The following is a 12978-nucleotide window of genomic DNA, read 5'->3' on the forward strand; positions in this document are numbered from 1 at the left end:
CCTCAACAAAGGCCACCAAAACTTCGCAAGTTGATCTTCGTTCATGAAATTTCAAAAGCCTATGCTTAAAGAATTTCACAAGTTTTGATGACGGTACGCTAAAACTTGCGAAGTATTTTCCCCAACAAAGGCCACCAAAACTTCGCAAGTTGATCTTCGTTCATGAAATTTCAAAGCCTATGCGCTAAAGAATTTCTCAAGTTTTGATGAGAGTACTATAAAACTTTCGAAGTATTTCCCCCAACAAAGGCCACCAAAACTTCGCAAGTTGATCTTCTTTTATGAAATTTAAAACAGCTCAGCAATGAAATCGAAAATAGCACCGGTATTTTATAAGCGTTACCACCCTTAAGCGTATTTTGGGGAAGGTAAGGTATACCAGTTTACCAGCTACTGCCACATTGAACACGCTGGCAAGATTTACTGGTAGCAGCGATTAGAAAAGCGAATTTGCTTTAATAGCAAGGCCAATAATAAATGTGAAACACTTTTTCTCGAAACAAAAAAATGTTTCGGATAATTTTGTTTCTAAAATAACGTAAATTGGATTAAAATTTCGCAGCATGAAAAAATTAAGAGATCAAATCGGGTTAACACAAACCGATATGGCTAAACTGATTGGGAGTAATAAAACCACAGGCAGTTTATATGAAAAGGGTTTACGCGAGCTTAATCCTAAAGCATTAACCATGTTAAGCACCATTGAACGCTTAATGGAAAATATGGACGAGATCCAATTGACAGAAAAAATCAGTTTAAATGATCAGAAAGCTTTAGTGGCCATGCTCAAAAAGCTAACCTACGATCAGAAACTTGCGGAGCAGAAGTATGAAATGCTACAAGAAAAACTTTTGAGAATGGAAGAGGCTTATGCCAGCAACCGTAAGCTGTGGCGTTTGCTTAACAAACTGAAAAAAAAGTTACTGGGTAAAGCTGTTAATCCTTATGTGGGTGTGCTCGAAATCAGGTGTTTAGATAAATTAAAAGCCTGCGGCCTTCATCAACAAGTTTTGCTGCGCCATCAACTTTCTATACTGGAAAGTGAAATTACCTCTGCACAACAAATTATTAAGGAATATGAGGGGGTTGGTGTGCCGGTGATGAAGTGATTTATTAATTTAAAATCCACATGCTACACGACTGCAAGCCGGGATCAAGATAAAATCAGGGATGGCACATTTTAATCTCGATCAATAAATTTCTGTTGGGTGGTAGCCACTTTTTATTAGGATCCTTACGATCTGCAGTTTGGATAAGCGTTCCTGTAGTTTTGATAAGATTTCCACTTTTTACATTTTTAATTTGTCTCGGTTACATAATTGATTTTACCAAAAATAGCGTCAGATGCGAAGATCTGTTTGTTGCAAATGTTTGTCAATTTTGCGGAAAGGGTCTTTTTGATTATTATTGCCATACGTTTCAATTATAATCGGAAGTACAAATGCAGAATAGCACCACAAAATCCCGGATGTTCGAATTAGAAGAAGAATTGGACAAATCTGGCGGCATGGTTGTGAATTCTCAGGTTGAGTTACTTCCCGTTTTTGCGCTTAACGAACCATTTAGATCAAATTCCTTTGCTGTAGTGGTGACGAAGAAGGGGAGTATGAGTTTAAATTATGACTTCGTATCCTATGATTTGACAGAAAAAGAGGTGTTTTTTGTGGTTCCGGATGCGATGTTTGAGATCATAACAATGTCTGCTGATGTAGAATTTTTATGTTTGAGTTTTCAGCGAGATTATCTTAAAAAACAAGGTATTTTCATGAACAGTGGTGAAATCATGCAAGTGTTTTCAGAATCTGCAATACGTAAAGTGGCATTATCTCCGGAAGAATACCAGGAGATGACTTTTCACATTACTGCCTTAGGTAGAAAGCTGGCACTGCCAGATCACACACCTCATATCAAAGAAATAATCAGGCATACCTTTTTGTCTGTATTTTACGAAGTGGTACTGGTGAATGGTAAATACTGGTCAGGAAATCCTGTTCAGCAAAATCGAAAGGAAGAGCTTACCAGCGACTTTTTGTTGATTCTTGCAGAAAATTTCAAAACAGAAAGAAGAATTGAGTTTTATTCGAAAGCTCTCTATGTAACGCCCAGGCATCTTTCTCAGGTGGTAAAGCAGGTTACCGGTAAAACCGCGGGGGAGTTTATCGATGAAATGGTTATTAGGGAGGCGAAGGTATTACTCTCTGCTCATGTCCTGAACGTTGGCCAGGTAGCCTTTGAATTGTGTTTTAGTGACCAATCTTTCTTTGGAAAATATTTTAAAAAATATACTGGAATTTCTCCCTCTCAATATAGAGCCATCAGCTCAATAGCTCAAAATCCACCATTTTGACCAATTAAGCATACAACTTAACCTTTTTCATCGCTTTATTATGTTTCATATTTGTCCGTCAATACCAATTGACCGGTACTAAAAAATATAGAAGCATAATATGAAATTAAATCTTAACTCCTCGGCATTCGCTATTCTTACGCTTAGTTGTCCTTCCTCAAGTGAAATGGTATTCAGTTTCGCTTTAGGTGATTCCAGTTTCTCCCTCTTTTCATTTTCATACATCCATTTTCAAACAGCTTAAGCTCAACATCTATCATGTCGTCAATCATTAAACAAAACACAAGGTTATTTTTTCTGGCCATAGCGCTCGTATATGGATGTGGAAATGAAAAGAAAGCGGAAAAGGGTTCAATGGATGCTCCTGTAAAGGTCACCGTCCATAAAGTTAATGCCGCTGAACTTCCGGAGGAGTTTTTTTACAGTGGAAGTATCGAAGCAGATATTAGCGTAGCTATGGGTTTTTCTGTTCCGGGTAGGGTTATCTCCGTAAATGTTCAGGAAGGACAGAGGGTTTCTGCGGGTCAGTTGCTGGCTTCCATAGAAACTGTAGATTATAATAATGCCTTCCAGATTGCAAAGGCTTCTGAAGAGCAGGCCCAGGATAATTTCAACCGGTTAAATGAACTCCATAGCAAGGGGAGTCTTCCTGAACGTGATTTCATCACTGTAAAAACTGCCCTCGTACAGGCAAAAGCAAATACTAGTCTTGCTAAAAAGAAGCTTACTGATACCAGGTTATATGCGCCCTATGCAGGAATCGTATCTGCAAAGATGGTAGAACGGGGAGCGATGGTGGCACCTGGTCAGCCTGCTTTTACCTTATTGAAAACCGATCAGGTATATGCAACCGTTTCAGTAGCCGAAAGTGAGATCAGCCACCTCTCCATTGGAAAAACGGCTATGGTAGAGATTCCTGCACTTAAAACCACTGTTCAGGGAAGTATCGATATTATTAACCCACAGGCAGACAATACATCAAAAACATACGCTGTAAAAATAAGACTGAAGAATAATGCGGGCAAATTGCTTCCCGGAATGATTGCCAATTTAAATATTAAAACAGGAATTAATAAACAGGGTATTTCAGTTCCGGCAAGTTCGATCGTTAGAGACCAGGATGAATTAAATTATGTATTTGTTTTAGACAAGGAACAAAAAACAGCCATTAAAAGGCGTATTTCTCCAGCTGGCGTTACCGGAGATAACCAAGTCATAATCAAATCTGGAATCAATCCCGGAGATCACCTGGTGGTTAGTGGTCAGACCAATTTAAAAGACGGAAGCAAAGTTCAATTTTAAGGTTAAATATAGCTATAGACAATGAGTAATCACAAAAAACTGCATTTTCTGGAAGCCGCGATGAAGCATAAACAAGTGGTGCTGCTGGTTACCGGATTATTGCTTGTAATGGGGATGTATGCCCTTAAAAATATGCCTCGTAGTGAAAATCCGAGGATTGATATGCCTACCGCTTTGGTTTTTGCATTCTATCCCGGTGCAGATGAGAAACAGGTAGAACAAGAAGTAACTAAAAAGGTAGAACAATACCTTTTCTCTTTTGAGGAGATTAAAAAACGGAAGACAAAATCCGAAACAAAAGAGGGGCAAACCTTTCTTACCGTGGAGATGAATACCGAGGTGAAAGACAGGAAGAAATTCTGGCATACCATGCAGCTGGATATGGATGCCAATCTTCGTAGTAAGCTACCCAGTGGTGTCATTGGGCCATTCGTAAACAGCAGCTTCAGCGATGTTACTGCTATGATTATTGGCGTATCATCTAACGGAAGAAGTTATGCCGAAATAGAAAAATACCTGGATAAACTGGAGGATGGGCTAAAGACCATTCCAACAGTATCAAAAATTAATCGAACTGGTGGACAGCGGCAACAGCTTTATGTCAACGTTAATGACAAGAAATTGGAGCAGTATGGATTCGACATTTCAACGTTAATGAGAACTCTTCAACAACAAAATGTAACCTTCTATTCTGGCGAGCTCAATAGCAGTTCAAATAATGTTGTGCCTATTTATACCAATAGCCGTTTCAAAACAGAAGCAGACCTGGCCAGTCAAATCGTTTATACCCAGCCTAATGGTTCGCTTGTCAGGTTAAAGGATGTAGCGGTATTGGAGAGACGGTTCGAAGAAAAATCCTCCTATGTGAGAATGGGTGAGATGACAACCATGGTACTGTCCATCGATATGCAGCCTGGAAATAACATTGTGCAGTTTGGTACCGATGTAGAGCAGCGCATCAGCGAAATTCAAAAGTCATTTCCACAGGATATCAAAATTAATACCATTGTAAACCAGCCAGAAGCGGTGGGACACAGCATCAGCGACTTTATGAAAGAATTTGCCCTGGCAATTGTTTCCGTAATTATTGTGGTTATGCTTCTTTTGCCAATCAGGGTGGCAGCAGTTTCTTCTGTGGCCGCACCGATATCTATATTAATCACTTTTGGAATCATGAAAATGGTTGGATTGGAGCTTCATCAGGTTACACTGGCTGCACTGATCATTGTGCTGGGAATGGTAGTGGATAATGCAATTGTGGTGGTAGATAATTATATTGAGAAACTTGATGAGGGAATAACGCCCTGGACAGCGGCATGGACATCTGCGAAACAGCTTTCTCTACCTATATTCACGGCAACCCTTGCCATTATATTCGCCTTTGCTCCGCTGGCTATTTTTATGGATGGTATTGCAAAGGATTTCATGCTGTCACTGCCAATAACTGTTGCTATTGCTTTGATCACATCCATGCTTGTCGCTTTACTCTTAACGCCATACATGTGTTATGTATTTATCAAAAAAGGGCTTAAGCATAAAATGTCTGATCGTCCGTTAAAGAAAAGTCTGCTGGATAGAATTCAAAATATTTTTGATGTGGGTGTGGAGTTCTGCTTCAGGTGGCCGAGGATGACCATGGTCTCTGCTGTTGCAGCGGTATTACTGGCTGTATTGATCGCTGGTAAGGTTGATCCTCAGTTTTTCCCGATCAGTGAGCGAAATCAGTTCAATATGGAGCTTTGGATGCCTTCAGGTAGTTCTCTCTCTCAAACCGAAGAGCAGGTTAAAAGACTAGAGAAAATTCTGAATAACGATAAAAGGGTAGAAAGGGTAACCAGTTTTGTAGGCATGAGTTCCCCGCGTTTTCACACCTCATACGCACCAGAATCACCGAGAAGGAACTTTGCCCAGGTGTTTATCACCACCAAAGGTAATGAGGAAACTGAAGAAATGGTGCATGAATATTTACAAAAGCTAAAGGGTTTTCTTCCTGATGGACAGATTAAGATTAAGCAGCTTAGTTTTCAGGAAGGTGCACCCATCGAAATCAGGGTGATTAGTGATGATTTTATCGCACAGAAGCGGGTTGCTGTACAGATAAAAGAGATTTTAGAGAAAGCAGAGGGTACCAACTATGTGAGGCTCGACAATGGAGAAGATTATTTCGGGATAAAGCTTAAGGTAGACCAGGATAAGGCAAACAGATTGGGTATATCCAATATGGCGCTTACGCAAACCCTTGGTGCCGGGCTTAGGGGCTATGCTATCTCTACACTTTGGGAAGGCGACAAGCCTGTTGATATCTTCCTTCGTTATGATTCCTTGAGCAGAAGCAATATCAGCTCCCTGGAAAATATTCACCTCACCTCGGCCTATGGTAATAAGGTGGCCATAAAGGAAGTTGCTGAGCTTACTCCTGAATGGCATACCGGTATGATTGCCCACAGAAACGGGCTGCGTACCTTAAACGTGCTGTCTGAATGTCAACTCGGGCTTAAGCCATCAAGAATCATCAAAAACATAAGACCTGAAATAGATAAGATAGCACTTCCAGACGGGGTAAGGATTGCCTATGGTGGTGATGAGGAATCCAGTGCAGACAATACGCCTCCAATGATGATCTCTCTTGGTGTAAGCTTGATATTGATCTTTTTAACGCTGCTGTTTCAGTTTAAGAATGTAGGAAAATCTTTGATTATCCTGGCTACCTTCCCATTAAGCCTATTAGGTGCCTTTTCGGGATTGTATCTTACAGGTAACCCTTTGGGTATGACTGCTTTTATGGGGATCGTTAGTTTGATTGGAATTGTAGTAAGAAATGGGATTATTTTGGTGGATTATGCAGATGAGCTTATTCACGAACATGGGTATAAGATCAAAGCGGCGGCACTTGCTGCTGCTAAAAGAAGAATGCGTCCGATTTTTCTGACTTCAGCCGCTGCTGCGGTAGGGGTGGTGCCAATGATTATCAGCAAGTCGCCGATGTGGGCGCCACTGGGGAGTGTTCTGGCATTTGGACTTATTGTTTCTATGATTCTCACGCTGTTTGTGGTTCCGGTACTGTATTATAAGTTTATCAAACCAGAACCGGATAATTTGGAAGCGGAAGATGCTGAAACAGAAATTCTTTATAAACCAACGCATCACTAATCATTACAATTATTTTTAAAATATAAGAAATGACTCTAAAAATTTCAGTGACTGCATTTTTTGTGTTTGCAGTTCAATATCTATATGCCCAGCAGACGCTAGTTTATAGCCTCGATGATTGCAGGAACAAGGCCCTGGAGCATAACAAAAAAATGAAGATTGCCCAAAGTGGGATTGATGCCGCAAAAGCATCTTATCAATCTGTGGTGGCTTCTTCTAAACCTGCCCTTGATGCATCGGTGATAGGCCTGCATTTGGGAAAGCCTCTTGGTGGTGCATTGGATGGCATGATACCTGAATTTGTTGGAAATGGTAGCTTAACTGCTTCAGTACCAATTTACGCGGGCGGAAAAATTAAAAATGGCAAATCTGCTGCCGGGAAAGGAATAGAGATCTCTGAAGTGAACAAAGTATTAACTGCTGCAGAGGTATTACTGAATGTGGAAAAAGCCTATTGGCAAGTGGTACAGGTTAATGAAAAAATTGTTCTTGCTACCAAATTTAAGGCGATGTTGCAATCTCTGGAAAAAGACCTGAGGAACTCACATGATGCCGGACTGATTTATAAAAATGATCTTTTAGAGGTTCAGGTTAGTTTGAACGAAGCCGAATTAAACCTGGGTAAGGCTGAGGATGGCTTGGTCATGGCTAAACTGAGCCTGGCGCAAGTGATCGGAAATGCCGGGGAAACTGATTTCAAGCTTAGCGACACCGTCTCTGGCAATTTCATGGAATTAACCAGGCCTAACATCAACCTGAATTCGGAACGCAGGCCGGAAATCGCAATTCTGAAAAAGTCCATTGAAGTTCAGGAGCTTCAGAAGAAAATTCTTATGGGGGATAGGTTGCCAACTTTTGCGCTTGCCGCAAGTGGCTTCGGAACAGCGGGTAAGCGCGTGAATATAAAAGATGGCTCAAATTTCATGGCCAGCTATTATGGATTAGCTACCATCAGTATTCCTATTTTTGATTGGGGCAAAAAATCCAACAAGGTTAGAGAACAGTCTTTTAAAATTGCAATGCAGCAGCAACAGTTGGCCGAGTCAAAAGAATTTGTGGATTTGGAGGTTCAGAATGCCTACTTGCAATTGAATCAATCTTCCAGAAAGATCAAGCTTTCGGATCTTTCTCTGGTGCAGTCTTCGGAGAATTTAAGGATCACTGAAGACAGGCTGAAGGCGGGTACAATTGTTGGTAAGGATGTGTTGGAAGCACAGGCGATATGGCAGAATGCTTACAACAGTACCATTGATGCGCGTATAGAATATAAAATTAATGAAGTGATACTCAGGAAAGCCCTTGGAGAATTAAATTAAAGAAATACGATAGTCAAACTTGCTTTGGCTATTGTATTTAATTATCGACTTAGAGTTGAACCAATGATAGACAGTAGACTTGTTGTAAAAGTTGCCATGAGACGGTATACTTACTTTGGAATTCTTAAAACTACTTTTCAGGAGATTGCAAAAGTACTGGATGTGCTCCCGGGCCAGGTGTATCAATGTTATCCATTTAAGGATCTTCTGACTATCGCAGTCATGGAGCGGCTCTTACAAAAATATTACAGGCAAGTTGTGAATGCATTTGACACCTCGAAAAATTTTCGTGAAAATCTTCTTCTCGTTCTAAAAGCCCGTTATTCTTTTGTAAAGACACATTACAGGATTTACCTGACGCTAGAAAGTTCTATGGAGCAGGAAAATTATCATAAACTTGAGGAGGTTTACAGCCTGGTCAGAAATCGTATTTTAGATCATCCCAAATGTTATCTCTTAGTTAGTAAAACTGATGATGTGGTTACACCAGCTGTATTAAATGAATTTATTACTGTGCTTGATGAGGAGTTATTTAACTGCTTTCGGGTTTTTCAGCGCAAGTTGTTGCTGAACCAAAGGCAACTCAACAGTATTTTTGATCAGCAATATAAAATCAGCGAGGAATTTCTGGCTAAGATGAACCAGTAACTTTTATTCGGGTACCCTGATCGGTAGAATAGTCGAGTACTTAATCTCATCGAGTACGAATGAACTTTGAATCTTACCTACATTTGGAATGGTTGCCAATTTTTTTGATGCAAAATTATTGTACTCCTCCAAATCCTTCACGATCACTTTTAGGATAAAGTCGAAAACGCCTCCTGTCAGGTAGCACTCTACTATCTCCTCTATTGCCCTGACCTTCTGATTGAATTGTTCAATAAACTCCGCATTCTGGATATTCAATGATACTGCACAAAAAACCATCAATGGCAGGCCTACCAGTTTTCGATCTACCAGGGCAACGTATCCTGTAATATACCCGGCATCTTCCAAAGAAACGATTCTTTTGTAGATAGGTGTCTTTGTCATATTTAATGTATTCGACAGGACTTGAATATCGAATTTAGCATTTTTTTGAAGGTGTTGTAGAATCAGTTTGTCAACCCTGTCGAGAGGGGGCAGAAGATTTTTTCCTTTAATTTTTTCCATCGATGGTGTTATTGCTATTTATTCCTGTTTTTATCTGTAAATCAGTTTAAAGTCGCAATTTAAATTAATATTGGAACTTAATAATGCAAACTACATAATTTTGTTGAAACATATTATCATTATGGATATTGATCAAAAAAAGTGTGTCATCATTATAGACAGTTCATTGCCAAAGGGTGTAGCAGCTAATGTGGCAAGTATACTCTCCATTTCAATTGGCCATAAAGTGCAGGGCATTGTTGGACATGATATCGTGGATAAAGATGGTATTACGCATCAGGGGTTAACCCGGCTACCTATACCTATCCTGGGTGCTACCCCTGAGGAAATTATTTCCATCAGGGAAAAATTCCTGAACCTGGATGCTGAAGACAAATACATTTTCGATTTTTCGACCCTGGCGCAGCAAGCACGAACCTATGAAGAGTATCAGGAAAGTATTGCTATAGCGGGAGGCAAGGAAATTATTTACCTCGGTATTGCATTAATAGCGGGTAAAAATGCAATCAATAAAACTACAAAAGGTCTGTCATTAATCTAATTATTCAAATTCATTTGTATGAAAATAGTCGTTCTTGATAAGCAAAACTTTCTGTCTGACTTTCCGGAAATGCCATTTGAATGCAGCTGGAAGGAATATGAAGATACCAATCCTGAAGAACTTATTGAAAGATTAAAGGATGCTGAAGTTGTCCTCACACATAAGGTGGCCTTAAACGAGCATCATTTTGCACTTTTGCCAAAGCTCAAAATGATCAGCACAAACAGCACTGGTTACAATACAATAGATGTATCGGCAGCATCGAGATATGGCATTGTGGTCTGCAATATTCAGAACTGGTGCACAAATTCGGTAAGTGAGCACATACTTTCCTTTATTTTTAGTTTGAGACGGAATTTGATACCTTACCATAATGCAGTAAGAAACGGCGCGTGGGAGAAACAGGCGAAAGGAAGTTACCTCATCATGTATCCGCCAAATAAAGAAATATTTGGTAGTACCATCGGGATTGTGGGATACGGCACATTGGGAAGGCATTTAGAAACAAAGGCGATGGCACTCGGCATGAATGTTTTACTTGCTGAGCGAAAGGGTAGTGAGCAAACCCGGCCAGGCTATACACCCTTTTCCAGTGTTTTAAAAGAGAGTGACATTATCGTGCTGCTGGCGCCACTGAATGAACAGACTTATAAAATGATTTCCGCGTTCGAAATTAACCAAATGAAAGGGGAGGCTTTGCTTATTAATTGCGGCCGCGGAGGGTTAGTTGATGAACATGACCTGGCTAATGCACTTCAAAATGGTATTATTGCGGGAGCTGCGTGCGATGTATTGGAAAATGAGCCACCTGAGGCAAGCGATCCCTTATTAAGTTATACTGGAGAAAACCTCATTTTATCATCGCATATAGCTTTCGTTAGCCGTGACTCTATCTCCAGAAATACCGAGCAGATTGTCGATAATATTTTGAGTTATTATTCGGGAAGGCCAAAGAATGTTGTGAATGGGATTGAAGCTGCTCCATAGTAAAAAACACCTTGCTTTAGTGCTCAAATTATGGTCTAGATAATATTAACTCAGGAATTGTGATTGGTCTTTCAGCTGGCTTTTTGCCTGTTCAGCATGTTTTTTGCAAAATCACAACACCAATTTCTATAAATTTTTTACCTATCTTAGTATATGAGAATATCTGATGATACATCTTCTATTGCCCCCTCAAGACCCGCTGCGGTATCAGAAACCATTCAAAATGACGCAGATATTTTTCACATACTGGATCTGGGCATAGCCGATAACCCATTTCTTTCATTTGAATATAGCAGGAAAATATTTTACACGGCCACTTTATTGCAAGGGGAATATCAACTTGAATTCGAGGATAGAAAAATTGATATTTCGGGCAATTCACTACTTTTTACCACTACCAAAATTCCTTTTGGGGTGCATGCGAATGATTCGGGATATGCCGGGATCAGCTGCGTGTTTAAAGAGGAGTTTATTACCAAAGCTAACAGTGGTTACCGTTTACTAGAATTCCCGATCTATAAACCGGGCAGGCAGAACATCTATTCGCTCACAGATGAGCAAACAAAAGATTTTATTGATATCTACGCTAAAATTTTCAATGAAAAACACGAAAATAGTGCCTTTAAAAGTAATCTGCAACGTACTTACCTGCTCGAAATCATTTTTAATGCACAAAAGCTCGCTCCGGTTAGCTCATTCGTAAAAACAAATAATACGACCGAGGTGATTGCCTGTTCCTTCATCAGATTATTGGAATCACAGTTTCCCATAGAATCTCCGCAGAATGAGATCAAATTAAAACTCCAAAAGATTTCGCAGACAACCTGTCGCTTCATCCAAATTATTTGAACCGCCAGGTAAAATTATCCAAAGGAAGAACGGTAAGTGAGATCATCGCAGCAAGAATTGTTCAAGAGGCTAAGATCTTATTAAAATTAACCAACTGGCACATTGCTGAGATCTCTTTTGCACTCGGTTTTGTGGAGCCGTCACATTTCAATCTGTTTTTTAAAAAACATGCAAACACTTCTCCTACAGATTACAGAAAGGTCATATAAGGAACAAATAGGTCTTTTATAGATCTTAGAATTGGCTAAGTTTCATGAATAAAGATCAGCTTGCGAAGTTTTGGTGGCCTTTGTTGTGGGAAATAATCGAAAGTTTTATGTTACTGTCATTAAAACTTGTGAAATTCTGTAGTGCGCAGCCTTTTGAAATTTCGTAAGTTGATAAATTATAATTTTAGACTGCTTCTTAAACGAGTTAAGTTTGATTATAGTAAGGATTGGTTTTATTTACGCTAACACCGGCTATGCTATCCGTTTTATCTTTGTATTAAAATTATAAAAATTACAATTATGACAAAGATAGCATTAGTAACCGGCGCCAATAAAGGCATTGGTTTTGAAACAGCGAAACAACTTGCACAACAGAATATCAAGGTTTTATTAGGTGCGAGAAATGAAACAGAAGGTAAAAAGGCAGAAGGAATTTTAAGAGACTTGTCGTTAGATGTTACCTACATCAAACTGGACATCAGTGATTCTACAGATATAGAAAACGTTAAAAACTACATTGAGGGCGAGCATGGCGCATTGGACATCCTGATCAACAACGCAGCAGTATTTTTAGACGGTGAATGGTTCGGAAATAATACTGAAACTGTTACATTAAAAACCCTTCGTGATACTTTTGATATTAATTATTTTGGAACTGTTGAACTGACCCAAGCGCTATTGCCTGCAATTAGAAAAAGTGATGCCGGACGCATTGTTAATGTCAGCAGCGTTTCAGGTTCCTTCGGTGTTCATTTAGATGAAACACATTGGCTATACGCTTTAAAACCATATGCTTACAGTGCCTCTAAAACAGCCTTAAACCAGTTTACCGTTTTTCTGGCGAATGCATTGAGTGATTCTAAAATTAAAGTAAATGCAGTAAATCCAGGTTGGGTGCAAACCTCCATCGGTTCAGATCAGGCTCCATTAACTCCAGCAGAAGGCGCTAAATCAGGCGTAGAGATGGCATTAATTGATGAAAATGGTCCGACAGGAACTTTTTCTCAATCTGGTGAAATTTTACCTTGGTAAATATTGATTCTTATTTTGTATAAAATATAAGAGTTATAATTAATTTTCAAGCAATTATCATCTAAACCAACTACCAGCCCTTCCTTTACCAGG

At 39.6% G+C, this 12978-nt stretch carries 12 protein-coding genes; 11 read left to right on the plus strand and 1 reads right to left on the minus strand.

The features are described from left to right. Positions 1-563 precede the first annotated feature (563 nt). From ACN1CD_RS16265 to ACN1CD_RS16290, 6 genes are all read left to right on the plus strand, one after another. Complete coding sequence (locus ACN1CD_RS16265) at positions 564-1109, plus strand: helix-turn-helix domain-containing protein (RefSeq protein WP_419131445.1); 546 nt, start codon at positions 564-566, stop codon at positions 1107-1109. Between the two features lie 332 nt (positions 1110-1441). Next, on the plus strand, positions 1442-2347 hold the full coding sequence (locus ACN1CD_RS16270; protein WP_419131446.1) for a helix-turn-helix domain-containing protein: 906 nt from the start codon (positions 1442-1444) through the stop codon (positions 2345-2347). Positions 2348-2605: 258 nt separating this feature from the next. Then, positions 2606-3649: an efflux RND transporter periplasmic adaptor subunit gene (locus ACN1CD_RS16275; RefSeq protein WP_419131447.1), complete on the plus strand. Its 1044-nt coding sequence runs from the start codon at positions 2606-2608 to the stop codon at positions 3647-3649. Positions 3650-3670: 21 nt separating this feature from the next. Beyond that, positions 3671-6799 carry an efflux RND transporter permease subunit gene (locus tag ACN1CD_RS16280; protein ID WP_419131448.1) on the plus strand — a complete coding sequence of 1043 codons (3129 nt, stop codon included), beginning with the start codon at positions 3671-3673 and terminating at the stop codon, positions 6797-6799. Positions 6800-6828: 29 nt separating this feature from the next. Continuing rightward, the gene (locus ACN1CD_RS16285; protein WP_419131449.1) at positions 6829-8115 is read left to right on the plus strand and encodes a TolC family protein; all 1287 of its coding nucleotides are present in this window, start codon (positions 6829-6831) and stop codon (positions 8113-8115) included. A gap of 63 nt (positions 8116-8178) precedes the next feature. Beyond that, positions 8179-8763: a hypothetical protein gene (locus ACN1CD_RS16290; protein ID WP_419131450.1), complete on the plus strand. Its 585-nt coding sequence runs from the start codon at positions 8179-8181 to the stop codon at positions 8761-8763. A 3-nt stretch (positions 8764-8766) separates the two neighbouring features. Here ACN1CD_RS16290 and ACN1CD_RS16295 read toward each other — a convergent pair whose 3' ends face one another. Beyond that, positions 8767-9267: an Lrp/AsnC family transcriptional regulator gene (locus tag ACN1CD_RS16295; RefSeq protein WP_419131451.1), complete on the minus strand. Its 501-nt coding sequence runs from the start codon at positions 9265-9267 to the stop codon at positions 8767-8769. Between the two features lie 121 nt (positions 9268-9388). Here ACN1CD_RS16295 and ACN1CD_RS16300 point away from each other — a divergent pair, with 121 nt between their 5' ends. The 5 genes from ACN1CD_RS16300 to ACN1CD_RS16320 all read left to right on the plus strand — a co-directional run bounded on the left by ACN1CD_RS16300 (position 9389) and on the right by ACN1CD_RS16320 (position 12885). Further along, entirely contained in the window at positions 9389-9808 is a 420-nt protein-coding gene (locus ACN1CD_RS16300) for a DUF2000 domain-containing protein (protein WP_419131452.1), read from the plus strand. Positions 9809-9826: 18 nt separating this feature from the next. After that, on the plus strand, positions 9827-10795 hold the full coding sequence (locus tag ACN1CD_RS16305) for an NAD(P)-dependent oxidoreductase (RefSeq protein WP_419131453.1): 969 nt from the start codon (positions 9827-9829) through the stop codon (positions 10793-10795). A gap of 153 nt (positions 10796-10948) precedes the next feature. Continuing rightward, positions 10949-11644: a hypothetical protein gene (locus ACN1CD_RS16310; protein WP_419131454.1), complete on the plus strand. Its 696-nt coding sequence runs from the start codon at positions 10949-10951 to the stop codon at positions 11642-11644. Further along, positions 11641-11853: a helix-turn-helix domain-containing protein gene (locus tag ACN1CD_RS16315; RefSeq protein ID WP_419131455.1), complete on the plus strand. Its 213-nt coding sequence runs from the start codon at positions 11641-11643 to the stop codon at positions 11851-11853. Before ACN1CD_RS16310 ends, ACN1CD_RS16315 begins: the two co-directional genes overlap by 4 nt. Before the next feature lie 300 nt (positions 11854-12153). Further along, positions 12154-12885 (plus strand): SDR family oxidoreductase, encoded by a 732-nt coding sequence (locus tag ACN1CD_RS16320; RefSeq protein WP_419131456.1) that lies wholly within the window; start codon positions 12154-12156, stop codon positions 12883-12885. Positions 12886-12978: the final 93 nt, after the last annotated feature.

This window comes from Pedobacter sp. N23S346 (assembly GCF_048515415.1).
In the GTDB taxonomy this organism is placed as follows: Bacteria; Bacteroidota; Bacteroidia; order Sphingobacteriales; family Sphingobacteriaceae; genus Pedobacter.

What these genes read in the sequence shown, in the direction of transcription:
- ACN1CD_RS16265 (WP_419131445.1), top strand. Translation starts at nt 564, where the DNA reads ATGAAAAAATTAAGAGATCAAATCGGGTTAACACAAACCGATATGGCT.
- ACN1CD_RS16270 (WP_419131446.1), top strand. Translation starts at nt 1,442, where the DNA reads ATGCAGAATAGCACCACAAAATCCCGGATGTTCGAATTAGAAGAAGAA.
- ACN1CD_RS16275 (WP_419131447.1), top strand. Translation starts at nt 2,606, where the DNA reads ATGTCGTCAATCATTAAACAAAACACAAGGTTATTTTTTCTGGCCATA.
- ACN1CD_RS16280 (WP_419131448.1), top strand. Translation starts at nt 3,671, where the DNA reads ATGAGTAATCACAAAAAACTGCATTTTCTGGAAGCCGCGATGAAGCAT.
- ACN1CD_RS16285 (WP_419131449.1), top strand. Translation starts at nt 6,829, where the DNA reads ATGACTCTAAAAATTTCAGTGACTGCATTTTTTGTGTTTGCAGTTCAA.
- ACN1CD_RS16290 (WP_419131450.1), top strand. Translation starts at nt 8,179, where the DNA reads ATGATAGACAGTAGACTTGTTGTAAAAGTTGCCATGAGACGGTATACT.
- ACN1CD_RS16295 (WP_419131451.1), bottom strand. Translation starts at nt 9,267, where the DNA reads ATGGAAAAAATTAAAGGAAAAAATCTTCTGCCCCCTCTCGACAGGGTT.
- ACN1CD_RS16300 (WP_419131452.1), top strand. Translation starts at nt 9,389, where the DNA reads ATGGATATTGATCAAAAAAAGTGTGTCATCATTATAGACAGTTCATTG.
- ACN1CD_RS16305 (WP_419131453.1), top strand. Translation starts at nt 9,827, where the DNA reads ATGAAAATAGTCGTTCTTGATAAGCAAAACTTTCTGTCTGACTTTCCG.
- ACN1CD_RS16310 (WP_419131454.1), top strand. Translation starts at nt 10,949, where the DNA reads ATGAGAATATCTGATGATACATCTTCTATTGCCCCCTCAAGACCCGCT.
- ACN1CD_RS16320 (WP_419131456.1), top strand. Translation starts at nt 12,154, where the DNA reads ATGACAAAGATAGCATTAGTAACCGGCGCCAATAAAGGCATTGGTTTT.